The sequence below is a fragment of the Aquipuribacter nitratireducens genome (genome assembly GCF_037860835.1).
Lineage (GTDB): Bacteria > Actinomycetota > Actinomycetes > Actinomycetales > JBBAYJ01 > Aquipuribacter > Aquipuribacter nitratireducens.
Genome location: NZ_JBBEOG010000004.1, coordinates 291,538 through 313,639, shown reverse-complemented (window position 1 = coordinate 313,639; position 22,102 = coordinate 291,538). Strand labels below are relative to the sequence as shown.

Genomic DNA, 22,102 nt, shown 5'->3' with positions numbered 1-22,102 from the left:
GGCGCCCTCACGCGCGACGCACGACCGCCACGGTCGTCGGGCTGCGGTGGAGCAGCGTCTGGCTGGTCGAGCCCAGGAGCAGGCCACCGAACCCGCCGCGGCCGCGGGAGCCGACGACGACGAGCCGCGCGCCCTGCGCCTCCCGCAGCAGGACCGGTGCGGGGTGGCCCCGCTCGACGACCCGCGTGACGCGGACGTCGGGGTACCGCTCGGTCCAGCCGGCGATCGTCTCCGACACCATCCGGACCGCCGCCTCCTGCAGGCTCGGCTTGTCCGGGACCGGGTCCGCGAGCTCCGGCGCGCCGATCCACAGCTCGTCCCACGCGAGGACGGCGGTCAGGGGGCTGCCGAGGCGCTGCGCCTCGGCCATCGCGAAACCGACGGCCGCGCCGGACTCACCCGAGCCGTCGAGTCCCACGACGACCGGGGCGTCCGGCTTCGGCTCCTGCCGCTCGCGGCCGCGCACCACGACGACCGGGCAGGCGGCGTGCGCGCTCAGCGGGACACCGACCGCACCGAGCAGCAGACCCGTGAGCCCGCCGTGGTCGCGGGACCCGACCACCACGACGGCCGCGCTGCGGGACTCCTCGCGCAGCGCGCCGGCGGCGCCGCCGAGGTGCAGCGCGCCGTCGACCCGGTCACCGACGAGGCTCCGGGCGTAGCCGGTCGCCGTCTCGAGCACCTGCTGGGCCTCGCGGGTGTGCCCGACCTCCGCGCCCTGCGCGGCGAGCTCGAGGCGCAGGGCCGCCGCACCCCCGCCGTAGGCGTGGACCAGGCGCAGGTCGCGGTCGGTGTCCCTCGCGTACGCCGCGGCCCAGTCGAGCGCGCGGTAGGACTCGGGCGAGCCGTCGACGCCGACCACCACCGGTCCGTGCTCGAGCCCGACGCGGGTGACGTCCTCCTGAGTCGCGGCCACCGCGACCACCTCCCTCGCTCCGGCGCGGACCGGGGTGCCCGCGCCCTCCCTCCCAGGCTCCCCGCCCGCGGGCGGTCACGGGCGGGACGAAGGTCCCCGGTGCCTACGGCAGGTCGGGCACCCGCTCCATCGCGTCGACGAGCGCGGACGTGCGGTCGTCGTGCAGCAGCGCGGCAGCGAGGTCCGGGTCGACGGACGCGGCGGCGACGCCCGCCTCGGCGAGGGCGAGCAGCCGCTCCTCCTGCCGGACGTCGGCGGCGAGCAGGTGCGTGCCCGGCGAGGCGCCTCGCTCGGCGCGGTCGCCGCGCCGACCGCGGTCGAGGAGCACCTGCATGCGCAGCACCTCCGCGACGCCGTCGACCCCGGAGTCGTCGATCCCGGCGACCGTCGGGGCCACCCAGCGGCAGCCGGTGTGGACGGCGCCGAGCAGCTGGGCCGGCCGGTGGAGGGCGGACACGAGCACCGGGCGCCCCTCCCGGACCATGGCCGCGGCGGCGGCGAGACCGCCGCGGGTGGCGGGGACGGCGACGGTGACCTCGGGGTGGACCGCCGCCACCCGGCGTGCCTCCCGCAGCAGCGCCTCGGGGTCCCGCGCCCGCGCCGGGACGCACACCTCCCGCGCACCCGCGCCCACGAGCTCCTCGACGAGGTGCGGCACGTCGTCGCGCAGGACACCGGCCCGCTGGAGGAGGGAGGGTGTCGTCACGACGCCTGCGAACGCCCCCGTGCCGAGCAGCGGTACGAGGTCGCCGACCATCGCCGAGGCGACGTAGATGCGCACGTCACGGATTGTGCTCGCCACCGCCCGCCGCCGGAAGGTGACGCCGGCCGATTCATCCCGCGGGCGGGTTCGCGCGCGACGGCCAGGACCGCTCGACCGAGCGCAGCAGCGGCAGGACCCGCGGTGCGACGACGGTCGAGAGGGCGACCACGCTCGTCGACCGGACCACGACCGCGGACCTGCTGATGGCGAGCAGGGTCTCCTGCAGCTGCTCGTGGCTCGCCGCGGCCACGGTGCACATGACGTCCCCGACCCCCGTGACGGCGTGCGCCTCGACGATCCCCGGCACCGCGGCGAGGTCGCGGACGGCGTCGTCGAGACCGCCCTGCGCGATCTCGAGGGTGACGAAGGCACGGACGCCGAACCCGGCCGCCGCGAGGTCGACGTCGGGTCCGTACCCCGTGACGACGCCCGTGTCCTCCAGCCGCTGCACCCGTGCCTGCACCGTCGCCCTCGCCACCCCCAGCCGGCGGGACAGCTCGAGGGCACCGGCTCGCGGCTGTGCGCGCATCGCCTCGAGCAGGGCGACGTCGAGGGCGTCCAGCTCCACGCTCACAACCTAGTCACAGCGCCCAGCACGTGTCGCCGGGTCCTGTCGCTGGTGGACCCACCGCCCAGTGCGGGACGGCCGGTTGCCCACCTCCCGCCCCGTCCGCTGTCATCGGAGCCAGGAACCGCCTGCCCGACCGGACGAAGGAGCCCGCCATGACCATCGAGCAGACCCTCACCGACGCCGAGCGCCTCGCCCACCTCGACGCCGCGAAGCTGCGCCAGCTCGTCGGCCTCGTCGAGTACGACGACTCGCGCGACCCGTTCCCCGTGTCCGGCTGGGACGCGATCGTGTGGGCGTGCGGCAACGCCACGCAGTCCGCGCTCTTCTACCAGCACGTCTTCGGCATGGAGCTCGTCGCGTACTCCGGGCCCACGACCGGGAACCGCGACCACCACGCGTACGTGCTCACCACCGGCGCCGTCCGCTTCGTCCTCAAGGGCGCGGTGGACCCCGACAGCCCGGTCGCGGACCACCACCGCGCGCACGGCGACGGGGTCGTGGACATCGCCCTGGAGGTGCCGGACGTCGACCGCTGCATCGCGCACGCCCGCGCCCAGGGCGCCCGCGTCGTCGTGGAGCCGCACGACGAGGTCGACGAGCACGGCACCGTCCGGCTCGCGGCGATCGCGACGTACGGCGACACGGTCCACACCCTCGTCGACCGCTCCCGCTACACCGGGGCCTACCTGCCCGGCTACGAGGCGCGCACACCGGTCGTCGCGGACCCCGGCGCCCAGGTGTTCGCCGCGCTCGACCACGTCGTCGGCAACGTCGAGCTCGGCCGCATGGACGAGTGGGTCGACTTCTACAACCGCATCCTCGGGTTCACGAACATGGCGGAGTTCATCGGCGACGACATCGCCACCGAGTACTCCGCGCTCATGAGCAAGGTCGTCGCCAGCGGCGACCACCGCGTGAAGTTCCCCCTCAACGAGCCGGCCGTCGGGAAGAAGCGCAGCCAGATCGACGAGTACCTCGACTTCTACCGCGGCCCGGGCGCCCAGCACCTCGCGCTCGCGACCGACGACATCCTCGCCGCCGTCGACCGGCTGCGTGCCGCCGGGATCCAGTTCCTCGACACCCCGGAGAGCTACTACACCGACCCCGAGCTGCGGGCCCGGATCGGCGAGGTCCGGGTGCCGATCGAGGAGCTGCAGAGCCGCGGGATCCTCGTCGACCGCGACGAGGACGGGTACCTGCTCCAGATCTTCACCAAGCCGATCGGCGACCGCCCGACCGTCTTCTTCGAGATCATCGAGCGCCACGGCTCCCTCGGATTCGGCAAGGGCAACTTCCAGGCGCTGTTCGAGGCGATCGAGCGCGAGCAGGAGCGCCGCGGCAACTTCTGACGCGCGGGGCCGGGAGCCACGGGCGTCGCCCGGTCCCGGCCCCGAGGACACTCAGCGGCGGAAGGCGTCCTTCGCCTTCTCGCCGGCCTGCTTGAGGTCGGCCTCGGACTGGTCGCGCTTGCCCTCGCGCTCCATCGACTCGTCGTCGTTCACGCGACCGAGGCCCTCCTTGGCCTTGCCCGCCATCTTGTCGATCGTGTTCTCGGTCTTCTCGGAGTCGGCCACGGTGTCCTCCTCGGGACGTCGCTGTGCGGAAAGGTCCGGACACGACGGGTGTACCCCCGTCACGGGCGTGTCACACGTCCCGACCGACCATCCGGGCACTCCGGGCAGTCCGGGCTCCCCCGTTCGGACAGACCCGTGGAACCGGCCGTCCCCCTGCCTCCGGCGCTCCTACGGTCGGAGGGTGCGCGTGATGACGACGGAGGCCTTCGACCTCCCCACCCCCGGCGTCGACCCCCTGGGATCGGCGTCCGGACTGCGGTCCGCGCTGCTGCTGCCCGTGGGGCTCCGGAGCCGTGCGACGCACGCCGTCGTCGACGCAGGGGTGCTCGGTGCGCTCCTCGCGTTCACGGGCCTCATCGGGCTCGCCGGGCTCCTGGCCGGGGCGCCCCCGGCGGTGGTGTCCGCCGCGTGGCTGCTCGCGGGTGCCGCCGTGCTCGTCGCCGTCACGGTCCTGTGGCCCGCGCACGACGGCGGCCGGACGGCGGGCATGCGCCGCACGGGGCTGCGCGTCGTCGACCGGCACGGACGGCCCGCGGGTACGGGCTCGCTGGCGGTGCGGGCCGCGTTCCTGCCCCTCGACGTGCTCGCCGGTCCCGTGCTCGTCGCGTGCCGCGCCGACCGGCGCCGCCTCGGGGACCTCGTGGCCGGCACGCAGGTCGTGCGGGACGTGCGGACGGTCGACCTGCGGGACCTGGTCAGCGCAGCGGGGGCGCCGGTTCCTCGTCCGGGTACTGCGAGGAGCCCTCGGGCGCCGTGGCCGACAGGCGCCGGAGCTCCTCGTCGCTCAGCCGGAGCGAGGCGGCCGCAGCCGAGTCGGTGATCGTCGCCGGGCGGGTGCTGCCGGGGATCGGCACGACGACGGGCGACAGGGACAGCAGCCACGCGAGGGCGACCTGCTGGGCGCTCGCGTCGTGCGCGGCGGCGACCTCGGCGAAGGCCGCGTAGCGGGACCCGACCTCCGACGCCTGCGCCGCGCCACCGAACGGCGACCACGGCACGAAGGCGATGCCGTGCTGCTCGCACGTCGTGATGACGTCGGCGTCGACACGGAAGCGCGGCGAGAACTCGTTCTGCACCGCGACGACGCCGCCGTCGTCCGGGCCGCCGGCGACGTCGAGGGCGACCGAGAGCATGTCCGGGGTGACGTTGGAGACCGCGACCTGCCGCACCAGCCCGGCCTCGCGCAGCGCCACGAGGTTCGCCACCTGCTCCGCGAAGGGCAGCGACGGGTCGTGCCGGTGCAGGTAGTACACGTCGACCTGGTCGCGCCCGAGCGCGGCGAGGCTCGCCTCGCACGCGCGGCGCAGCCCGTCGCGGCTCGCGTCGCGGCCGGCGCCGTCGGGGCCGAGGACGATCCCGCCCTTCGTCGCGACGACGACCGACGCGGCGTCACCGGACCAGGTGCGCAGCGCCTCGGCGACGAGGGCCTCGTTGTGCCCGACGTGCTCCCACGACGGGGAGTAGATGTTCGCGGTGTCGAGGTGGGTGACCCCGGCGTCGAGCGCGGCGTGGACCGTCGCGAGAGCGCGCTCGCGGTCGTCGAGCATGCCCTCCCACGACAGCGGCATGGCGCCGAGGCCGATCGGGAAGACGTGTCGGTCGCCGAGGCGGCGCAGGTCGGTGCTCGTGGCTGCGGTCACGCGGCGATCGTGCCAGGGGCGCCTCACCCGAGCAGCACGAGGCGCCACGTGCCCGCCGCGACGCCTGCTGCGGTCGACACGACGGCGACCCCGAGGCCGCCGACGACGACGAGCCAGTCACGGCCGGTGAACCGGCTCTGCCGCGCCCACGTGCGCTCGCGCACCGCGCCGAAGCCGCGGGCCTCCATCGCCGTCGACAGGACCGTGGCCCGGCGCACCGCGAGCACGAGCAGCGCGAACAGCTGGCTGCCGAAGGTCCGCAGGCGCGAGAGCCGGCCCCCGCCGCCGAGACCGCGGGCGCGACGGGCCTGCGTGAGCGTCGTCCACTCCTCCGCGAGCACACCGAACAGCCGCATGCCCGCGAGGGCCGCGAGCACGAATCGGTGCGGCAGCCGCAGCACCTGCCCGAGCGCGTCGGCGAGGTCCGTGGGGTCCGTGGTCGCGAGCAGGACGACCCCCGGCAGGCCGATGGCGAGGACCCGCGTGGTGATGGCGAGCCCCGCCGCGGCGGAGCCGGCCGTCACGTCGAGGAGCGTCGTGCCCCCGACCTGCCACGCCCACCAGGTGGCGCCCGAGTCGACCCCGAGGAGGGCGGTGACGACGCCGGCGGGGACGGCGGCCACGACGACGATCCAGCCCCGCCGCCACAACCCGCGTGCCCCCACCCCCGTGAACGGCAGGGCGAGGAGGACGCACGCGAGGGCGACCGTCACGGTCACGAGGTCCGTCGTGAGGACGAGCGCGACGGCGACGAGGGCGGCGACGGCGAGCTTGGCGACGGGGTTGGCGCGGGCGAGCGGCGCCGAGGTGTCGACGCCGACGGGCCCGGCGAGGACGTCGGTGGGCGGCCTCATGCCGCGCGCCGTCGCCGCGTCCACGCGCCGGGTGACCGCGGCGCCCGGTCCGCGGGGTGGACGAGGCGGAGGACGTCGTCGGCGAGGGCGTCGACGAGGGCGTCGTCGTGCGTGACGGCCACGACGGCCGTCCCGGCGTCGAGGAGCTCGGCGAGGAGGGCGACGAGCTGCTCCCACGTGCGGGAGTCCTGCCCGAAGGTCGGCTCGTCGAGCACGAGGACCCGTGGGCGCGTGGCGAGGACGGTCGCGACGGACAGCCGCCGCTGCTCCCCGCCGGACAGGGTGAAGGGGTTGGCACGGGCGACGCCGCGCAGCCGGAGGCGGTCGAGGAGGTCCTCCACGCGCGCCTCGACCTCGTCCCGTGGCAGTCCGAGGGCCCGAGGGCCGACGGCGAGCTCGTCGCGGACCGTCGCGGCGACGAGCTGGTGCTGCGGCTCCTGGAACACCGTGCCGATCCGCGCGGCGAGCTGCTGCGGGCGCCAGCGGTGCGGTCTCGGTCCGGCGTCGCCGGCGAGCGCCGGGACCGCCTCGAGCACGCCGGCGTGGGGCGGCAGGAGCCCGGACAGCACGAGGGCGAGGGTCGACTTACCGGCCCCGTTCGGCCCGACGACGGCGAGGAGCCGCCCCGCGCGGACGTCGAGATCGACCCCCGACACGGCCGGCTCGGGGCTGCCGGGACGACGTACGGCGAGACCGCGGGCGCGGAGCAGCACCTCACCGCCGACGCGGCCGACCTCACGGTCCGGGGTGGCAGGCGGGTGCTGCGGGGCCCAGACCCCCTCGGCGGCGAGGCGGGCGCCGTGGCGGCCGAGCACCTCGTCGGGCGGGCCGTCGGCCCGTACGCCCCCGCCCGGCTCGAGGACGACGACGCGGTCGACGAGCGGGAGCCACGGCCCGACACGGTGCTCGACGAGCAGCGCCGTCCCGTCCCGCCGCAGCAGCTCCGCGATCCGCGCGCGGACGACGTCACCGCCCGCGGGGTCGAGCATGGCGGTGGGCTCGTCGAGCAGGAGCAGCCCCGGCCGCAGGGCCACGACCCCGGCGAGGGCGAGGCGCTGCCGCTCCCCGCCGGACAGCCGCGCCGTGCTGTGCTCGCGGCCGTACGGGAACCCGACGTCGCCGATCGCCTCGTCGACGCGGGGCCAGATGTCGGCGGGCGGGACGGAGTGGTTCTCCAGACCGAAGGCGACGTCGTCGCCGCAGCGGGCGAGGACGGTCTGGGCGACGGGGTCCTGCAGGAGCAGGCCCGTGCGCGCGAGACCGGCCCGCACGCCCTCGACGCGGGCGCGGCGGGCGGGGACGTCGTCGAGCAGCAGCTCCCCCTCCTCCTCGCCGCCGCCGTCGCGGGCGTCCTCGCCGGGGTCGAGCAGCCCCGCCGCCCCGGCGAGGACCGTCGACTTGCCCGCGCCGCTGGGACCGAGGAGGAGGACGCGCTGGCCCGCCGGCACGTCGAGGTCGAGGCCGCGCACCGCCCAGGCCCTCCGCCCGGCGTGCCGCCAGCCCCACCCGCGCGCCCGCAGCGCGACCCCGTCCACGGCGGGCTCAGACCCGCTCGACGTCGCGGCCGGATCGCAGCGGGGCGAGCGCCCCGGTGCGGGCGAGCGCCCGGGTGAGGGCCCACGACCCGAGCCCGGCGATGACGACACCGGAGACGACGGCGAGACCGACGTAGGCGAGCTGGAGGACGGGGACGAGCTCCGGGTAGTAGAGGATCGAGTCGAGCACCCCGACGACGACGCCCGCCCCGGCGCCGGCGAGCAGTGCGACGGGCAGCCGGAACGAGCGGTAGAGGAACAGCGCGAGGACGAGCTCGGCGCCGAGGCCCTGGAGCAGCCCGTACCAGACGACGCTGAAGCCCCACGAGCTGCCGATGAGCGCGCTGAGGGCGGCGGCGACGAGCTCGGTGTAGACCGCGGCACCCGGCTTGCGGATGACCAGGCCACCGAGCACGCCCGGCAGGAGCCACACCCCGACGTACCAGGCGGACACCGGCGGCACGACGGCGGCGGACACGAGCGGGTACGCGACGGCGTTCCACACGGAGAACAGCAGGCCGCCGGCGACGCCGAGGACGCTCGCGACGACGATGTCGACGACCCGCCAGGGGGCCCGCGCGGACGCGATGCCGACGACGCTGCCGAGAACGAGGGTGACGAGCAGGGCGGCCGGCAGGGTGAGGTCGGCGAGGTCGGTGCGGAAGATCTCGACGCCGGACGGTAGGCCGACCGCGTAGACGGCGGCGCCCGAGACCACGGCGGCCGCGAGACCGGCGACGACCTTCGCCACGGGGACGGGACGCCGTGCGGTCCTCCCCGACTCCGTTCCCTCCGGCGCGGTGCCCGTGTGCTGGTGGTGCGTGGTGCTCATGGTTCCTCCCAGTCGTCCAGGAGGGGGACCCGGTCGACGGCCGGTGTGCCGTCGACGGGTCGAGGCTCGACTCCCTTCGCCGGTCCTAACCGGATCAGGTTCGAGGGTCTGCGGTCTCCCGCACTCTCAGCGCCCTGCGGCGCTCCCCTGTCGTGCCTCCCACCCTACGCCCGCTCCGCGGGCGTCTCACGCGCTGGCTCAGCCTCCCGTCGTGCTCCGGAAGCGACGCAGCCGCAGGCTGTTCGTCACGACGAACACCGAGCTCGCCGCCATCGCGACTCCCGCGAGGAGCGGGTTGAGCAGCCCGGCGACCGCGAGCGGGATCCCGGCGGTGTTGTAGGCGAAGGCCCAGAACAGGTTGCCCTTGATGGTCCGCAGCGTCGCCCGCGACAGCCGCACGGCGTCGACGGCGGCGCGCAGGTCCTCCCGCACGAGCGTGAGGTCGCCGGCCTCGATGGCGACGTCGGTCCCGGTACCGATCGCGATGCCGAGGTCGGCGGCGGCGAGTGCGGCCGCGTCGTTGACGCCGTCGCCGACCATCGCGACGACGCGGCCCTCGCCCTGGAGCCGCTGCACCTCGGCGAGCTTGTCCTCCGGCATGACCTCGGCGCGGACGTGCGCGGGGTCGATGCCGACCTGCTCGGCGACGGCGAGCGCGGCCGCGCTCCCGTCGCCGGTGAGCAGGTGCGGCTCCAGGCCGAGGGCGCGGAGCCCGTCGACGGCCTCGCGCGCAGTCGGCGTGACGGTGTCGGCGACGGCGAGGAGGCCGCGGGCGCGCCCGTCCCACCCGACGGCGACGACGGTCCGGCCGCGGGCGGCCTCGGCGTCGGCGCGCTCGGTGAGCGTGTCGTCGAGGTGCTGCGCCCACTCCTGCGCCAGCCAGCGGGGCCGGCCGACGACCACGGCGTGGCCCTCGACAGTGCCGGCGACGCCGAGCCCCTGCCGGGAGGCGAATCCCTCGACGGGCGGGAGGGCGCCGGCGGCACCCGCGACGACGGCGCGGGCGATGGGGTGCTCGCTGCCGTTCTCGAGGGCGGCCGCGAGCCGTAGCACGTCGTCGCGGTCCTCGCCGGCGGCGGGGACGACGTCGACGAGGCGCATGCGCCCGCTGGTCAGCGTGCCCGTCTTGTCGAGGACGACGGTGTCGACCCGGCGCGTCGACTCCAGCACCTCGGGGCCCTTGATGAGGACGCCGAGCTGGGCGCCGCGCCCCGTCCCGACGAGCAGCGCCGTGGGCGTGGCGAGCCCGAGGGCGCAGGGGCACGCGATGACGAGGACCGCCACCGCGGCGGTGAACGCGACCGTCGGCTCACCGGCGAGCAGCCACCACCCCAGCAGGGCGAGGAGCGCGACGACGAGGACGACGGGGACGAACACCGCCGACACCCGGTCCGCTAGCCGCTGGACCTCCGCCTTGCCCGACTGGGCGGCCTCGACGAGCCGTGCCATCTGCGCGAGGCGCGTGTCGCCTCCGACGCGGGTCGCCCGGACGACGAGCCGGCCCGAGGCGTTGACGGTGGCGCCCGTGACGGCGTCACCCGGCCCGACCTCCACCGGCACCGGCTCGCCGGTGAGCATGGAGGCGTCGACGGCGCTCTGCCCGTCGACGACGACGCCGTCGGTCGCGACGGTCTCGCCGGGACGGACGACGAAGTGGTCGCCGACGGCGAGGCGCTCGACCGCGCGTCGCTCCTCGCGGGTGGTGCCGGGGCCGTCGGGCAGGACGGCGACGTCCTTCGCGCCGAGGTCCATGAGCGCGCGCAGCGCCGCACCGGAGCGGTGCTTCGCGCGGGCCTCCAGCCAGCGGCCGGCGAGGACGGCGGCGGTGACGACGGCGGCGACCTCGAGGTAGATCTCGTGGGTGCCGGCGCCGCGCTCGCCGATGAGCTGCAGCCGCATCGTCATGCCGGGCATGCCGGCCTCGCCGAGGAACAGCGCGTACAGCGACTGCCCGAAGGCGGCGAGCACGCCGATGCTCACGAGGGTGTCCATGGTCGCCGCGCCGTGGCGGGCGTTGACGAGCGCGGCGCGGTGGAACGGCCACGCCCCCCACACCACGACGGGCGAGGCGAGGGTGAGGACGAGCCACTGCCAGCTGTCGAACTGCAGCGCGGGCACCATCGACAGCAGGAGGGTGGGCAGCGCGAGGAGGCCGCTCACGAGCGCACGCTGCCGCAGGGCGGCGACAGCCGGGTCGGTGGGCGGCTGCGCGCCGTCGCCGACCGTCTCCTCCGGTACCGGGGGCACCGGCAGGACCGCGCCGTAGCCCGTCTTCTCGACGGTCGCGATGGCGTCGTCGACGCTCGTCCCGTCGGGCAGCACGACCGTCGCCTTCTCGGTCGCGTAGTTGACGCTCGCCTCGACGCCCGGCATCCGGTTGAGCTTCTTCTCGATGCGCATGGCGCACGAGGCGCACGTCATGCCGGAGATGTCGAGGACGACGGGAGCGCCGGAAGCCGGCGCCTCGGCACGGGTCGGTGCGCTCACGCGCGGACGAGCTCGTAGCCCGCCTCGTCGACGGCCTCGGCCACGGCGGCGTCGTCGAGCGGGGCGGAGTGGGTGATGGCGACGGGGCTCTCGCCGCCGGCGACGAGGTCGATGCGGACGTCGACGACCCCTGGGAGCTTCGACAGCTCCTCGGTGACGGCGCCGACGCAGTGCCCGCACGTCATGCCGGCGACGGTGACGGTGGTGGTGGTCTCGGCCATGGGTGTCTCCTCGGGGGTCGGTGGGGTTCTCAGGAGCGGACGAGGCGCGCGACGGCCGCGGAGGCCTCGGCGAGCTTCTCGTCGGGGCTGGTGCCGTCCTCGACCGCGTGGCGGACGCAGTGGTGGAGGTGCTCGTCGAGGAGCTCGAGCGCGACACCGCGCAGGGCCGCGGTCGTGGCGGACACCTGCGTGAGGACGTCGATGCAGTACGTGTCCTCCTCGACCATGCGCTGCAGGCCGCGGACCTGGCCCTCGATGCGGCGGAGGCGGTTGAGCACCTTCGCCTTGTCGCCGCTCTGCACGTAGGCGGGCGGCTCGGTGGCGGCGGTCACGACGGTCTCCTCGGTCACGACGGGAACTTTACCCCTACCCCCTAGGGGTATCAAGCCGAGCGACCGGGGCCTCGCCCGTTCCCCTGGCGTGCGCTTCCTCGACCCCCTGGACGAGCCCGCTCCCTAGTCTCGTCCTCGTGACCGAGATGCCCCCGCCGCTGGCTCCGCTGCTCGAGCGCGCCGTCTCCCTCGCCGTCGCGAGCGTCGCGGACGGCGGCGGACCCTTCGGCGCTGTCGTCGTGCGACCGGCGGCCGACGGCTGGGAGACCGTCGCGGAGGGCACGAACCGCGTGACGGCGACGCACGACCCGTCCGCACACGCGGAGGTCGTGGCCCTGCGAGCCGCGGGTGCGGCGCTCGGCACCCACGACCTCGCCGGCTGCGTCCTGCTGAGCAGCTGCGAGCCGTGCCCGATGTGCCGCGCGACCGCGATGTGGGCGCGGGTCGACGCCGTGTGGTTCGCCGCGGACCGCCACGACGCCGCCCGCGCGGGCTTCGACGACCTCGCCTTCTACGACATGCTGGACCTGCCCCCGGAGCAGCAGGTGCCGCCCGTCCGGGCTGCGGCGCCGCTGGGCGCCACCCGGCCGTTCGAGGCGTGGGCCGCCCACGAGGCGAGGGTGGAGTACTGATGCCGGGCGGAGCCTCCACGCCGCCCAGCACCGTGACGGTCACCGTCACCAGACGCGCGCTGCCCGGCCGGGAGGCCGAGATGGGCGCGTGGATCGCCGCGGGCCAGCGCCTCGCTGCGGGCTTCCCCGGCTTCCTCGGCGCCGGGCACGTGCGGCCCGGGACCGACGGCGACGTCTGGCACATGCTCTACCGCTTCGCCGACCCGACGTCGCTCAGGGCGTGGGAGGGCTCCGAGCAGCGGCGGTGGTGGCTCGCGTCCGCGCTCGGCCTCGTGCAGGAGGAGCAGGTCGAGCAGCGCACGGGGATCGAGGGCTGGTTCGACGAGCCGCGGGGCCGCGTCGTGAGCACGCGGGGCGGGGCGCCGCCCCGCTGGAAGCAGGCGTGCGTCATCTGGACGGCGTTCTTCCCCACCAACCTCGCCGCGCAGGCGGCGCTCACCCCGTTCGTCGGCGCGTGGCCCCTCCTCCCGCGTGTCCTCGTCCTCACGCTCCTGCTGACGCCCGTCATGACGTACCTCGTCCTGCCGTTCGTCACCCGCCGGCTGCAGTGGTGGCTCGAGGGCCGCCCCGCGCCGTGGCGGCGTGCGGGACGGTCGGGCCGGAGCTCGGGCACGTGAGCGTCGACATGACGGTCGAGGACTTCGAGCAGGCGGTGTCCGAGGCCCTCGACGAGGTGCCGGGCGAGCTCGCCTCGCTCATGGACAACGTCGTCGTGCTCGTCGAGGAGGAGCCGCCGGCCCACGAGCCGCCCGACCTGCTCGGGCTCTACGAGGGGACGCCGCTCACCGAGCGCGACAGCTGGTACGCGGGCGTCCTGCCCGACCGCATCCTCGTGTTCCGCGGCCCGCTCCTCGCGATGTGCGACAGCCGCGAGGAGGTCGTCGAGGAGGTGCTCGTCACAGTCGTCCACGAGATCGCCCACCACTTCGGCATCGACGACGACCGGCTCCACGAGCTGGGGTGGGGCTAGGCGCATACCGGGTACGGACCCGTCATGAGTCCCGTACGGATCCGACCTCTCGGCGGCGCCCCCGGCTGCATCGCGATGATCGTCATATCGGTGCTGCTGTCCGTGGCCCTCACCGTGGTCCTCAACCTGCTGGTGTGAGGACGTCCTCGAGCGATCGAGCAGGTCGTCCGGTGACACGCGCCACGTCGTCGCTCACGCGCGCCATCTCACCGGCAGCGATCGCGGTGTACGTCGACACCCACGCCTCGACCTGCCAGTCCGGCGCGCCGTAGCGTGCCCGCGACGCGTACGCCTCCTCGAGCGTCTCCGGCTCGTAGCGGAGCGTCCGCCCGGTGACACGAGAGGCGACCGCCGCCGCCTCGGCGAGGGTGAACGCCTCCGGCCCGGTGAGGACGTAGGTGGCGTCCCGGTGGGCGTCCGGGTCCAGCAGGACGGCGGTGGCGACGTCGGCGACGTCGGCGATCGCGACGCCGGCCATGCGGCCCTCGCCGGCCGGACCCCGGATGACGCCGTCCTCGCCGGCGAGGAACGGGACGAAGTCGGCGTAGAGGTTGTCCCGGAGGAACGTGTGGTGGGCGACGCCGGACGCGCGGACGTGCTGCTCGGTCGCCCAGTGGTCGCGACCGAGCGTGAACGTCGACGTGGCCGACGCGCCTGCGAACGACGTGTACACGAGGTGCCCGACGCCCGCCGCGGCCGCGGCGTCGACGAAGGTGCGGTGCTCGTCGACCCGGTCCTCCGCCTCCGCGCCGCTCACCATGAGGACGACGTCGAGCCCGTCGAGCGCACGCCGGGACGCCCCGCCGTCGCGGTACTCGCACACGGCGACGTCGACCCGCCCCGGCCCCTCGAGGCCGGGGACCCGGGACGCGTCCCGCACGAGCAGACGCACGTCCCGCCCCGCCGACACGAGCGACCGAGCGACCCGGCCCCCGACCCGCCCGGTCGCACCCGTCACACCGATCCTCAGCTGCGTCATGCCGTCGCCAACCACCGGCGCGGGCCCGCTCTTCCGGCGCGCGACCCACCGCCTGAGGTGGCGTTTTGGAGCAGGGCGCCCTCTACACCTATGCTTCAACCGCTCCACACGGGACGTCCCGCGCCCCTATCGTCTAGCGGCCTAGGACGCCGCCCTTTCAAGGCGGTAGCACGGGTTCGAATCCCGTTGGGGGTACGAGCACCACCCGGCACCACGTTCCACCCGGTCAGGAACCACCCTGGCCCCGTAGCGCAGTTGGTTAGCGCGCCGCCCTGTCACGGCGGAGGTCGCGGGTTCAAGTCCCGTCGGGGTCGCACACTCACACAGGAGCCCGCCACCGTCCGGTGGCGGGCTCCTGTGCGTCGTGCCTCGGGGGCCGAGGACGTCAGCCGATGAGGTCCAGCTGCGTCTGCGGGTTGAGGTGGTCGAGCTTGACCGCGCCTGCCCGCGCCTTGTCGCTCAGCAGGAACACGTCCATGCCGCGGTCGGTGTCGTTGGCGTAGATGTGGCCGTTGTACCAGTACGACGACCACGTGTAGGCGCCGTGAGGACGGGCGAAGCCGACCTCCGCCTGGGCTGCGGACGCCCCGGCGAGCAGCGCGTCGACGTCGACGACGGTCGTGCCGCCGGTGTAGGCCGACGAGACGAGCACCTTCTTGCCGTCCCGACGCGGGACGAAGTTGAAGTTGTGCATCGTGCAGATGCCGCTCTCGGACCGCGGGATCTTGTAGTCGGCGAGGTGCTCACCCGTCGCGGCGTCGACGAACCAGATCCGACCCTGCCGGTCGTCGGGGTCCACGCACCGCGCGGCACCGCCGCCACCGGACTCGTCACCGAACGCGACGACCTCACCGTCCCAGCTGAAGCTCGCCGAGTGCCACAGGTCGATGTTCGCCGGGTTGACGGCCGGGTCGTCGAACTCCCAGAGCACCTCCGGCGCGAGCGGGTCGCTGATGTCCCACAGCTGCGCGACTCCGAGGCACGCCGCGGCGGCCCGGTCGATCTCCTTGAACACGGAGATGTCGTGGCAGGCGCTGAAGGTGAAGGCGTTGAGGTACGTCACCTGCTCCATCTCGAGCTGGTACTCCGTGACCGACGCCGCCGCGGGGTCGCTCAGCGGCACCTCGACGATGGAGACGACGTTGTGACCGTCCCCGCTCTGCGTCGGCCGGCAGTTCGGGCCGAGCGCCGCGCCGCCGAGGGGGTAGCTCGACACGTAGAGGATCGCCCGGTCGTTCTCCGGCTCCGGCAGGACGGTGTGCGTGTGCGACCCGCAGTCGGTCGGGATGGCCGTCACGAGCTGCGGCGACGTCATGTCGCTGATGTCGAAGACGCGGATGCCCTCGAACATGCCGGGTGTGCTCGCGGTCGCGTTCGTGCTGGTGCAGGCGGAGCTGCTCTGCGGGGAGTCGACGGACTGGAACACGAGGTTCCCGACGACGGACACGTCGCCCTGGGGACCGTTGCACCGGAAGTCGGTGACCGTGACCGGGGCGGCGGGGTCGGAGACGTCGAGGATGCGGAAGCCGGCGTAGTTGCCCGCGACGGCGTACTTGCCGAAGAAGGCGAGGTCGGACTGCGTGGCCGTGTTCGACTTCGGCGAGTTCGACAGGAGCTTGACGTTCTGCGACGAGATGCTCGGGCCCGGGTTGCCCGGTCCGAGGTGCTCGCCGTCGTGCGCGACGGCCGGGACGGCGACCGCGAGCGACGCGGCGACCGCGAGCGCGGCGATGATGGCTGGGGTCCTCATCGACCCACCCTTTCTTCGTGAGGGCTGGAGGGGCGCCACGCCGCACGGTGGCGCGCACCTCCTCGTGATCGCACCGTCGCGACGCAGGGCGTCGACAGGGCGGGGTACCGCCCTCCCGACCCCGGCCGCATGATCAGCGACCGGGTGAGCCGGGACGCTAGGTCCCGGCGCGGGCAGCGTCAAGGCTCCGGGCGCACGGGGCGCCGGGGGCGGGCCACGGCGGCTGCACCGACCTGGCCTACCCTTCGAGGGTGGCTGGGGTGAGGCGTCGCGTCGGCCGGTCCTCGACCGGCGTACGGCTCGCGGCGATCCTCCTCCTCGTCGCCGGGGTGCTCGGCATGCACGGTGTCGTCGACCTCGTCGGGACCGGGGCGGCCGCGCACACCGCCGCGGCCGGCCACCACGCCGACGTCACCGGCGGGACGGTCGGGCCGACGGCGCCGGGCCACGGCGACCACGGCTCACCGGTGCACGACGTCCTCGTCGGCTGCGTCCTGGCCCTGGTCGGGGTCGTCGTCACGCTCGCGGTCCGGATCAGCCGCCGCGCCGCCACCGGGTCCCCGTCCGTGCGCGATCGGCTGGAGCCGCTCGCCGCCGCCCCGGCCCTGCGCCTCGTCCCGCCGCCCCCGCGCGTCCGCCTCTGCGTCATGAGGGTCTAGGAGCGGCTCCCGCCGCCCCCGCACCCGACCCGACGACACCCCCAGGAGACACGCATGCGCACCACCCGACTCTGCTCCGCCCTGTCCGGCCTCGGCCTCGCCACCGTCCTCGCCGCCTGCGGCGGCGCGACACCGGGGGCGGACGGCGCGGGCGGTACCGCCGCGGCGGTCGCCGCCGCCGACATCTCGGCCGAGCACAACGAGGCGGACGTCACGTTCGCCCAGGGGATGATCCCCCACCACGAGCAGGCCGTCGACATGTCGGACATGGCGCTGGCCGCGGCCGAGGACCCGGCGGTCCTCGCCCTCGCCGAGGAGATCTCGGCCGCACAGGGACCCGAGATCGAGACCATGCGCGGCATGCTGGACGCCTGGGGCGCCGAGCAGCCCGCCGACCACGGCGACCACGCCGGCATGGACATGGACGGCATGGCGGGGATGATGTCCGCGGAGGACATGGCCGCGCTCGGGGACGCCGAGGGCCCGCCCTTCGACGAGATGTGGCTGACGATGATGGTCGAGCACCACGAGGGTGCCGTCGACATGGCGCGGACCCAGCTCGACGAGGGCGCCAACCCCGAGGCGCTCGCCCTCGCCGAGGAGATCATCAGCACGCAGGAGGCCGAGATCGCCCTCATGCAGGACCTCCTGGGCGGCTGAGGTCGTGACACGCCGTCCGACCACCCGGGTCGCGGTCGCAGCGTGCGCCCTCGTCCTCCTCGTCGGCTGCGCCGGCGGGGAGGACGGGGGCACCGCCTCGGACCTCGATCCCGGCATGCTCCACGTCCACGGTCTGGGTGTGGACCCCGTCGACGGGACCGTCCTCGCCGCCACGCACACCGGCCTGTTCCGCGTCGACGGCGACAGCCCCGACGTCTCCGTCGAGCGGGTGGCCGACCGGTGGCACGACCTCATGGGCTTCGCCGTCGACGGCGAGCGGCTGCTCGCCAGCGGCCACCCCGACGCGCGGGAGGACCTGCCCGTGCACCTCGGTCTCGTCGCGAGCGACGACGGGGGCGCCACGTGGCAGCCGGTCTCCCTGACGGGCGACGCCGACCTGCACGCCCTCGCCGCCCGCGACGACCAGGTCGTCGGGTGGGACGCCACCACCTCGGTGCTGCGGCGCAGCGACGACGGCGGGCGGACGTGGCAGGAGCTGGGCGGCGTCCCGGAGGTGAGCTCCGTGGCGCTGCTCGCCGACGGCACGCCGGTCGTCGTCTCGGCCGGCCGGGTGCAGCGGCTCGAGGGCGTCGACCTGGTGCCGTTCGATCCACCGGCCCCCGACCGGGCGCAGCACGTGGCCGTCCCGGCCGGGGGGTCGCCGGTCCTCGTGACCGGCGCCGGCGAGGTCGCGCGGCTGGACCCGGACGGGTGGGCGGTGACAGGTGACCTGGGGGCCCCGGCGACGGCTGTCGCCGCGGTGAGCGACACCGATCTCCTCGCGGCGACCGAGGAGCACGTCCTGTCCTCCACCGACGGCGGCCGGACGTGGACCGCGGTGGTCGCGCTCGCCGACACCCGGACCGGTACGGCGGCGGGATCGTGACGGGCGCAGTCGGTGCCCTCCCGGGGCTGCTGCTGACCGGCGGCGGGATCCCGAGCCCCGACACGGGCGTCTGGTACCTCGGCCCGGTCCCCGTCCGCGCGTACGCGCTCGTCATCATCGTCGGTGTCGTCGTCGGGGCCCTCATCGGCCGACGGCGCTGGGTCGCGCGCGGCGGGCGACCCGACACCGTCGAGGAGGTGCTGATCTGGGCGGTGCCCGCAGGCCTCGTCGGCGCCCGCGTGTGGCACGTCGTCTCGCGCTGGCAGGCCTACGCCGACGACCCGTGGTCGGCCCTGCGGGTGTGGGAGGGCGGGCTCGCCATCTTCGGCGGCCTGCTCGGTGGTGGCCTCGCGGCGGTGCTCGTGTGCCGACGCCGTGGTGTCTCCGTCGGCGCCTTCGCGGACGCGCTCGCGCCGGGCATCGCCGTGGCCCAGGCGATCGGCCGGTGGGGCAACTGGTTCAACCAGGAGCTGTTCGGTACCCCGACGGACCTGCCGTGGGGGCTGCGGATCGACCCGGAGAACCGGCCCGCGCAGTACGCGGAGGCGGAGACGTTCCACCCGACCTTCCTCTACGAGTCGCTGTGGAGCCTCGGCGTCGCGGCGGTCCTGGTGTGGGCGGACCGACGGTTCCGGCTCGGCCACGGCCGCGTGTTCCTGCTCTACCTGTGCCTGTACGGGACCGGCAGGATCCTCACCGAGACGCTCCGCACCGATCCGGCGACGCTCGTGCTCGGCGTGCGCTGGAACCAGCTGGCCGCGCTCGTCCTCGTGCTCGTCGCCGCGCTCGCCCTGCTCGTGCAGTCGCGTCGCCGCCCCGGTCGCGAGGAGGTCGTCGAGACCGGGACGGCGACGGGTCGTCGCGGCGCCGAGCCGGGCGCGGCGTCAGGCGCCGGTGGCGGCGCCCAGGCCCTGCAGGCGCACCCGCCGGAGCAGCTGCGCGTTGAGGGCGACGACGACGGTCGAGGTGCTCATGAGCACCGCCCCCACGGCCATGGGCAGGACGAACCCCCAGGGGGCGAGGACCCCGGCCGCTAGCGGGATCGCGACGATGTTGTACCCGGCGGCCCACCACAGGTTCTCGATCATCTTCCGGTACGTGGCCGCCGAGAGCGTGCGGATGGCGAGCACCGCTCGCGGGTCGTCGGAGGCGAGCACGATGCCGGCCGAGCGACGGGCGACGTCCGTGCCCGCGCCGATGGCGATCCCGACGTCCGCCCGTGCCAGGGCGGGCGCGTCGTTGACGCCGTCACCGACCATCGCGACGCGGTGGCCCCGCGCCTGCAGCTCCGCCACCTTCGCGTCCTTCGCCTCGGGCAGGACCTCGGCGAAGACCTCGTCGATGCCGAGGTCCCGACCGACGGCCTCTGCGACGGAGCGCGCGTCGCCCGTCACCATGGCGACCGTGACGCCCGCCTCGTGCAGGCGGCGGACGGCCTCGCGGGACACGTCCCGGACGGCGTCCTCCAGCGCGAGCGCACCGGCGACCCGGCCGTCGCGCACGACGTGGAGGACGGCGGCGCCGCGCGCGGTCCACGGTGCCGCCCACCGGGTGAGGTCGGCGGGGACCTCGAGGCCGTCCTCCCGGAGCATCGCGGGGCCACCGACGGCCACGACCCCGGTCCATGCACCGTCGGTGACGGTCGCCTCGACGCCGCGGCCGGTGCGGGATCGGAAGCCCCGCGTCGCGGGGACCGCCCCCCTCGCCGCCGCCGTGGCGTGCACCGCCCGCGCCAGGGGGTGCTCGGAGTCCGCCTCGACGGCGCCCGCGAGCCGCAGGACCGTGCCGGTGTCGACGCCGGCCGTCGCGGCCATGTCGGCGACGACGTGGCGACCCTCGGTGAGGGTGCCGGTCTTGTCGAACAGGACGGCGTCGACCGTGCGCATCCGCTCGAGGGCGAGCCGGTCCGTCACGAGGATCCCGGCGCGGGAAGAGGTCGCCGTCGAGATGGCGGTGACGAGCGGGATCGCGAGCCCGAGGGCGTGGGGGCAGGCGATGACGAGGACGGTCACCGTCCGGTCGAGGGCGACGAGCGGCTGGCCGAGCGCGAGCCACACGACGGCGGTCACGGCCCCGGCGACGAGGGCGACGTAGAAGAGGAGGGCGGCGGCGCGGTCGGCGAGGGCCTGGGCGCGCGAGCGGGAGGACTGCGCCTGCTCGATGAGGCGGCGGATGCCGGCGAGGCTCGTGTCGTCGCCGGTCGCCGTGACCCGCACCCGCAGGCTCGACCCTGCGACGACCGTCCCGGCCACCACCTCGTCGCCCGCGCCGCGCGGCACGGGGTTCGACTCCCCCGTGAGCATCGACTCGTCGACGTCGGCGGCGCCCTCGGTGACCGTGCCGTCAGCCGGCACCCGCGCGCCGGGCCGGACGAGCACGACGTCGCCCGCGGCGAGCACCGCGACGGGGACGGTCTCGACGCGACCGTCGGCGTCGACACGCTCGGCCTCGTCCGGCAGGAGGTCGGCCAGCGCGGACAACGCCCCCTGCGCCTGACCGACCGCGCGCATCTCGACCCAGTGGCCCAGGAGCATGACGGCGATGAGGAGCGCGAGCTCCCACCACACCTCCTGGGCGAAGAGACCGAGCGCGGTGGCCGTCGAGCTCACGTACGCGACGGTGATCGCGAGGCTGATGAGAAGCATCATCCCGGGGCGGCGGGACCTCAGCTCGGACCAGCCGCCGCTGAGGAAGGGCCACCCTCCCCACCAGAAGACGACGGAGCCGAGCACCGGGCCGATCCACTCCTGGAGCGGGACCGCCGGCGCCGTGTAGCCGAGCAGCCCCTGGACGTGGTGCGACCACACGACGACGGGGACGGTGAGGGCGAGCACGACCCAGAAGCGGTCCCGGAAGGCCGCGGCGTGGTCGCCGTGGTCGCCGTGGTCGCCGTGATCGGCGTGGGCGGGACGGGTCGCGTGGCCGGAGCCCGGTGAGTCACCGCCCGACGGCTCGTGGTGGTGGACGACGGGCTCTTCGACGGTTCCCTGTGCCGACATGGCTGCCTCCTCGGGCCGGCGCCGCCCGCTCGGGCGACTGGCAGATGTATATACCCCCCGGGGGTATAGCACAAGAGCGGTGTGCGACCGGATGACCCGTCGCCCGTCGCCCGGCACCATCGACGCGTGCGGTGTCGGTGGCGCTCGTGAGGCTGCTCGTCGTCGAGGATGAGCCGCACCTGGCCGACGGTCTCCGCGAGGGCCTGGAGGCCGAGGGGTTCGCGGTCGACGTCGCCGCCGACGGCTCCGAGGGCCTGCGGCTGGGGCTCGCCGGCGAGCACGCCGCGATCGTCCTCGACCTCATGCTTCCCCGCCTCGACGGGTACCGGGTCTGCTCGGCCCTGCGCGCCGCCGGCCTCGACACACCGGTCCTCGTCCTCACCGCACGCGAGGGGGAACGCGACGAGGTGACGGCGCTCGAGACCGGCGCCGACGACTTCCTCACCAAGCCGTTCTCGCACGCGGTCCTCGTCGCCCGGCTGCGGGCCCTGCTTCGACGGCGCACGAGTGACGAGCCGGACGAGCTGGCCGTGGGGGACCTCCGCATGGACCCGGCCGCCCGCACCGTGTGGCGCGGCGGTACCGAGGTGCGTCTGACGGCGCGCGAGCACGCCGTGCTCGAGCACCTCATGCGCCGTGCGGGTCGCGTCGTGACGAAGCGGGAGCTGCTCGACGAGGTGTGGGACCCCTACGTCGAGATCGACCCGAACATCGTCGAGGTGTACCTCCGCCGGCTCCGGAACAAGGTCGACCGGCCCTTCGGCCGTTCGAGCCTGCAGACGCTGCGAGGCGCCGGGTACCGGCTCTCCGCGGACGGCACCGACGGCACCGACGGGGCCTGA

The 22,102-nt window shown here is 75.1% G+C and carries 22 protein-coding genes, 2 tRNA genes, 2 pseudogenes and 1 riboswitch; of the genes and pseudogenes, 12 read left to right on the top strand and 14 right to left on the bottom strand.

The window, feature by feature from the left end:
* Positions 1-7: 7 nt before the first annotated feature.
* The 3 genes from WAB14_RS10205 to WAB14_RS10195 form a co-directional block, all read right to left on the bottom strand.
* Positions 8-916, bottom strand: coding sequence for a universal stress protein (locus WAB14_RS10205; protein WP_340269514.1), 909 nt, complete (start codon positions 914-916; stop codon positions 8-10).
* A 103-nt stretch (positions 917-1,019) separates the two neighbouring features.
* Positions 1,020-1,697 carry a transaldolase family protein gene (locus WAB14_RS10200; RefSeq protein WP_340269512.1) on the bottom strand — a complete coding sequence of 226 codons (678 nt, stop codon included), beginning with the start codon at positions 1,695-1,697 and terminating at the stop codon, positions 1,020-1,022.
* A gap of 52 nt (positions 1,698-1,749) precedes the next feature.
* On the bottom strand, positions 1,750-2,247 hold the full coding sequence (locus WAB14_RS10195; protein ID WP_340269511.1) for an Lrp/AsnC family transcriptional regulator: 498 nt from the start codon (positions 2,245-2,247) through the stop codon (positions 1,750-1,752).
* A 155-nt stretch (positions 2,248-2,402) separates the two neighbouring features.
* On the opposite strand from WAB14_RS10195, the gene hppD reads away from it, so the two are divergent.
* Complete coding sequence (hppD, locus tag WAB14_RS10190) at positions 2,403-3,599, top strand: 4-hydroxyphenylpyruvate dioxygenase (protein WP_340269509.1); 1,197 nt, start codon at positions 2,403-2,405, stop codon at positions 3,597-3,599.
* 51 nt (positions 3,600-3,650) lie between these two features.
* Here hppD and WAB14_RS10185 read toward each other — a convergent pair whose 3' ends face one another.
* Positions 3,651-3,824, bottom strand: a complete 174-nt coding sequence (locus tag WAB14_RS10185) for a CsbD family protein (RefSeq protein ID WP_340269507.1) — start codon at positions 3,822-3,824, stop codon at positions 3,651-3,653.
* A gap of 190 nt (positions 3,825-4,014) precedes the next feature.
* Between WAB14_RS10185 and WAB14_RS10180 the strand changes: the two are divergent.
* Positions 4,015-4,461, top strand: a pseudogene (locus WAB14_RS10180) (RDD family protein); the annotation flags it as partial.
* Between the two features lie 58 nt (positions 4,462-4,519).
* Here the strand turns inward: WAB14_RS10180 and WAB14_RS10175 are convergent.
* From WAB14_RS10175 to WAB14_RS10145, 7 genes are all read right to left on the bottom strand, one after another.
* Positions 4,520-5,464, bottom strand: a complete 945-nt coding sequence (locus WAB14_RS10175) for an aldo/keto reductase (RefSeq protein WP_340269505.1) — start codon at positions 5,462-5,464, stop codon at positions 4,520-4,522.
* 23 nt (positions 5,465-5,487) lie between these two features.
* Positions 5,488-6,318: an energy-coupling factor transporter transmembrane component T family protein gene (locus tag WAB14_RS10170; protein WP_340269504.1), complete on the bottom strand. Its 831-nt coding sequence runs from the start codon at positions 6,316-6,318 to the stop codon at positions 5,488-5,490.
* Positions 6,315-7,853 carry an ABC transporter ATP-binding protein gene (locus WAB14_RS10165; RefSeq protein ID WP_340269503.1) on the bottom strand — a complete coding sequence of 513 codons (1,539 nt, stop codon included), beginning with the start codon at positions 7,851-7,853 and terminating at the stop codon, positions 6,315-6,317. Before WAB14_RS10165 ends, WAB14_RS10170 begins: the two co-directional genes overlap by 4 nt.
* 7 nt (positions 7,854-7,860) lie before the next feature.
* On the bottom strand, positions 7,861-8,685 hold the full coding sequence (locus WAB14_RS10160; protein WP_340269502.1) for an ECF transporter S component: 825 nt from the start codon (positions 8,683-8,685) through the stop codon (positions 7,861-7,863).
* Between the two features lie 54 nt (positions 8,686-8,739).
* A riboswitch (TPP riboswitch) is annotated at positions 8,740-8,844 on the bottom strand.
* A 39-nt stretch (positions 8,845-8,883) separates the two neighbouring features.
* Complete coding sequence (locus WAB14_RS10155; protein WP_340269501.1) at positions 8,884-11,172, bottom strand: heavy metal translocating P-type ATPase; 2,289 nt, start codon at positions 11,170-11,172, stop codon at positions 8,884-8,886.
* Positions 11,169-11,393 carry a heavy-metal-associated domain-containing protein gene (locus tag WAB14_RS10150; protein WP_340269499.1) on the bottom strand — a complete coding sequence of 75 codons (225 nt, stop codon included), beginning with the start codon at positions 11,391-11,393 and terminating at the stop codon, positions 11,169-11,171. Before WAB14_RS10150 ends, WAB14_RS10155 begins: the two co-directional genes overlap by 4 nt.
* 29 nt (positions 11,394-11,422) lie before the next feature.
* The gene (locus WAB14_RS10145) at positions 11,423-11,743 is read right to left on the bottom strand and encodes a metal-sensitive transcriptional regulator (RefSeq protein ID WP_377002762.1); all 321 of its coding nucleotides are present in this window, start codon (positions 11,741-11,743) and stop codon (positions 11,423-11,425) included.
* A 128-nt stretch (positions 11,744-11,871) separates the two neighbouring features.
* Here WAB14_RS10145 and WAB14_RS10140 point away from each other — a divergent pair, with 128 nt between their 5' ends.
* The 3 genes from WAB14_RS10140 to WAB14_RS10130 are packed head-to-tail and all read left to right on the top strand — an operon-like array spanning position 11,872 to position 13,327.
* Positions 11,872-12,357, top strand: coding sequence for a nucleoside deaminase (locus WAB14_RS10140; RefSeq protein WP_340269654.1), 486 nt, complete (start codon positions 11,872-11,874; stop codon positions 12,355-12,357).
* Positions 12,357-12,974: an antibiotic biosynthesis monooxygenase gene (locus WAB14_RS10135; RefSeq protein ID WP_340269497.1), complete on the top strand. Its 618-nt coding sequence runs from the start codon at positions 12,357-12,359 to the stop codon at positions 12,972-12,974. Before WAB14_RS10140 ends, WAB14_RS10135 begins: the two co-directional genes overlap by 1 nt.
* An 8-nt stretch (positions 12,975-12,982) precedes the next feature.
* Complete coding sequence (locus WAB14_RS10130; RefSeq protein ID WP_340269652.1) at positions 12,983-13,327, top strand: metallopeptidase family protein; 345 nt, start codon at positions 12,983-12,985, stop codon at positions 13,325-13,327.
* A 121-nt stretch (positions 13,328-13,448) separates the two neighbouring features.
* Here WAB14_RS10130 and WAB14_RS10125 read toward each other — a convergent pair whose 3' ends face one another.
* Positions 13,449-14,306 (bottom strand): SDR family oxidoreductase, encoded by an 858-nt coding sequence (locus WAB14_RS10125; RefSeq protein ID WP_340269496.1) that lies wholly within the window; start codon positions 14,304-14,306, stop codon positions 13,449-13,451.
* Between the two features lie 122 nt (positions 14,307-14,428).
* Here WAB14_RS10125 and WAB14_RS10120 point away from each other — a divergent pair.
* Both WAB14_RS10120 and WAB14_RS10115 read left to right on the top strand, forming a co-directional pair.
* A tRNA-Glu gene (locus WAB14_RS10120) sits at positions 14,429-14,501 on the top strand.
* Between the two features lie 45 nt (positions 14,502-14,546).
* Positions 14,547-14,620, top strand: a tRNA-Asp gene (locus WAB14_RS10115).
* A 71-nt stretch (positions 14,621-14,691) separates the two neighbouring features.
* Here WAB14_RS10115 and WAB14_RS10110 read toward each other — a convergent pair.
* Positions 14,692-16,056 (bottom strand): LVIVD repeat-containing protein, encoded by a 1,365-nt coding sequence (locus tag WAB14_RS10110; protein WP_340269494.1) that lies wholly within the window; start codon positions 16,054-16,056, stop codon positions 14,692-14,694.
* Between the two features lie 260 nt (positions 16,057-16,316).
* On the opposite strand from WAB14_RS10110, the gene WAB14_RS10105 reads away from it, so the two are divergent.
* The 4 genes and pseudogenes from WAB14_RS10105 to lgt all read left to right on the top strand — a co-directional run.
* Positions 16,317-16,715 (top strand): DUF6153 family protein, encoded by a 399-nt coding sequence (locus tag WAB14_RS10105; protein ID WP_340269493.1) that lies wholly within the window; start codon positions 16,317-16,319, stop codon positions 16,713-16,715.
* Between the two features lie 54 nt (positions 16,716-16,769).
* A complete protein-coding gene (locus WAB14_RS10100; protein ID WP_340269492.1) occupies positions 16,770-17,375 on the top strand; it encodes a DUF305 domain-containing protein in 606 nt (201 codons plus the stop codon).
* A 4-nt stretch (positions 17,376-17,379) separates the two neighbouring features.
* Positions 17,380-18,261 (top strand): WD40/YVTN/BNR-like repeat-containing protein, encoded by an 882-nt coding sequence (locus WAB14_RS10095; RefSeq protein WP_340269491.1) that lies wholly within the window; start codon positions 17,380-17,382, stop codon positions 18,259-18,261.
* Positions 18,204-18,998: pseudogene (gene lgt / locus WAB14_RS10090) on the top strand (prolipoprotein diacylglyceryl transferase); the annotation flags it as partial. The gene WAB14_RS10095 and the pseudogene lgt, both read left to right, overlap by 58 nt.
* 147 nt (positions 18,999-19,145) lie before the next feature.
* Here the strand turns inward: lgt and WAB14_RS10085 are convergent.
* Positions 19,146-21,260: a copper-translocating P-type ATPase gene (locus WAB14_RS10085; RefSeq protein WP_340269490.1), complete on the bottom strand. Its 2,115-nt coding sequence runs from the start codon at positions 21,258-21,260 to the stop codon at positions 19,146-19,148.
* Between the two features lie 146 nt (positions 21,261-21,406).
* Between WAB14_RS10085 and WAB14_RS10080 the strand changes: the two genes are divergently transcribed.
* On the top strand, positions 21,407-22,102 hold the full coding sequence (locus WAB14_RS10080; RefSeq protein ID WP_340269489.1) for a response regulator transcription factor: 696 nt from the start codon (positions 21,407-21,409) through the stop codon (positions 22,100-22,102).

Excerpts from the sequence above, each read along its gene's own strand:
- hppD (WP_340269509.1), top strand. The coding sequence starts at position 2,403 with ATGACCATCGAGCAGACCCTCACCGACGCCGAGCGCCTCGCCCACCTC.
- WAB14_RS10170 (WP_340269504.1), bottom strand. The coding sequence starts at position 6,318 with ATGAGGCCGCCCACCGACGTCCTCGCCGGGCCCGTCGGCGTCGACACC.
- WAB14_RS10160 (WP_340269502.1), bottom strand. The coding sequence starts at position 8,685 with ATGAGCACCACGCACCACCAGCACACGGGCACCGCGCCGGAGGGAACG.
- WAB14_RS10150 (WP_340269499.1), bottom strand. The coding sequence starts at position 11,393 with ATGGCCGAGACCACCACCACCGTCACCGTCGCCGGCATGACGTGCGGG.
- WAB14_RS10140 (WP_340269654.1), top strand. The coding sequence starts at position 11,872 with ATGCCCCCGCCGCTGGCTCCGCTGCTCGAGCGCGCCGTCTCCCTCGCC.
- WAB14_RS10135 (WP_340269497.1), top strand. The coding sequence starts at position 12,357 with ATGCCGGGCGGAGCCTCCACGCCGCCCAGCACCGTGACGGTCACCGTC.
- WAB14_RS10130 (WP_340269652.1), top strand. The coding sequence starts at position 12,983 with ATGACGGTCGAGGACTTCGAGCAGGCGGTGTCCGAGGCCCTCGACGAG.
- WAB14_RS10125 (WP_340269496.1), bottom strand. The coding sequence starts at position 14,306 with ATGACGCAGCTGAGGATCGGTGTGACGGGTGCGACCGGGCGGGTCGGG.
- WAB14_RS10110 (WP_340269494.1), bottom strand. The coding sequence starts at position 16,056 with ATGAGGACCCCAGCCATCATCGCCGCGCTCGCGGTCGCCGCGTCGCTC.
- WAB14_RS10100 (WP_340269492.1), top strand. The coding sequence starts at position 16,770 with ATGCGCACCACCCGACTCTGCTCCGCCCTGTCCGGCCTCGGCCTCGCC.
- WAB14_RS10085 (WP_340269490.1), bottom strand. The coding sequence starts at position 21,260 with ATGTCGGCACAGGGAACCGTCGAAGAGCCCGTCGTCCACCACCACGAG.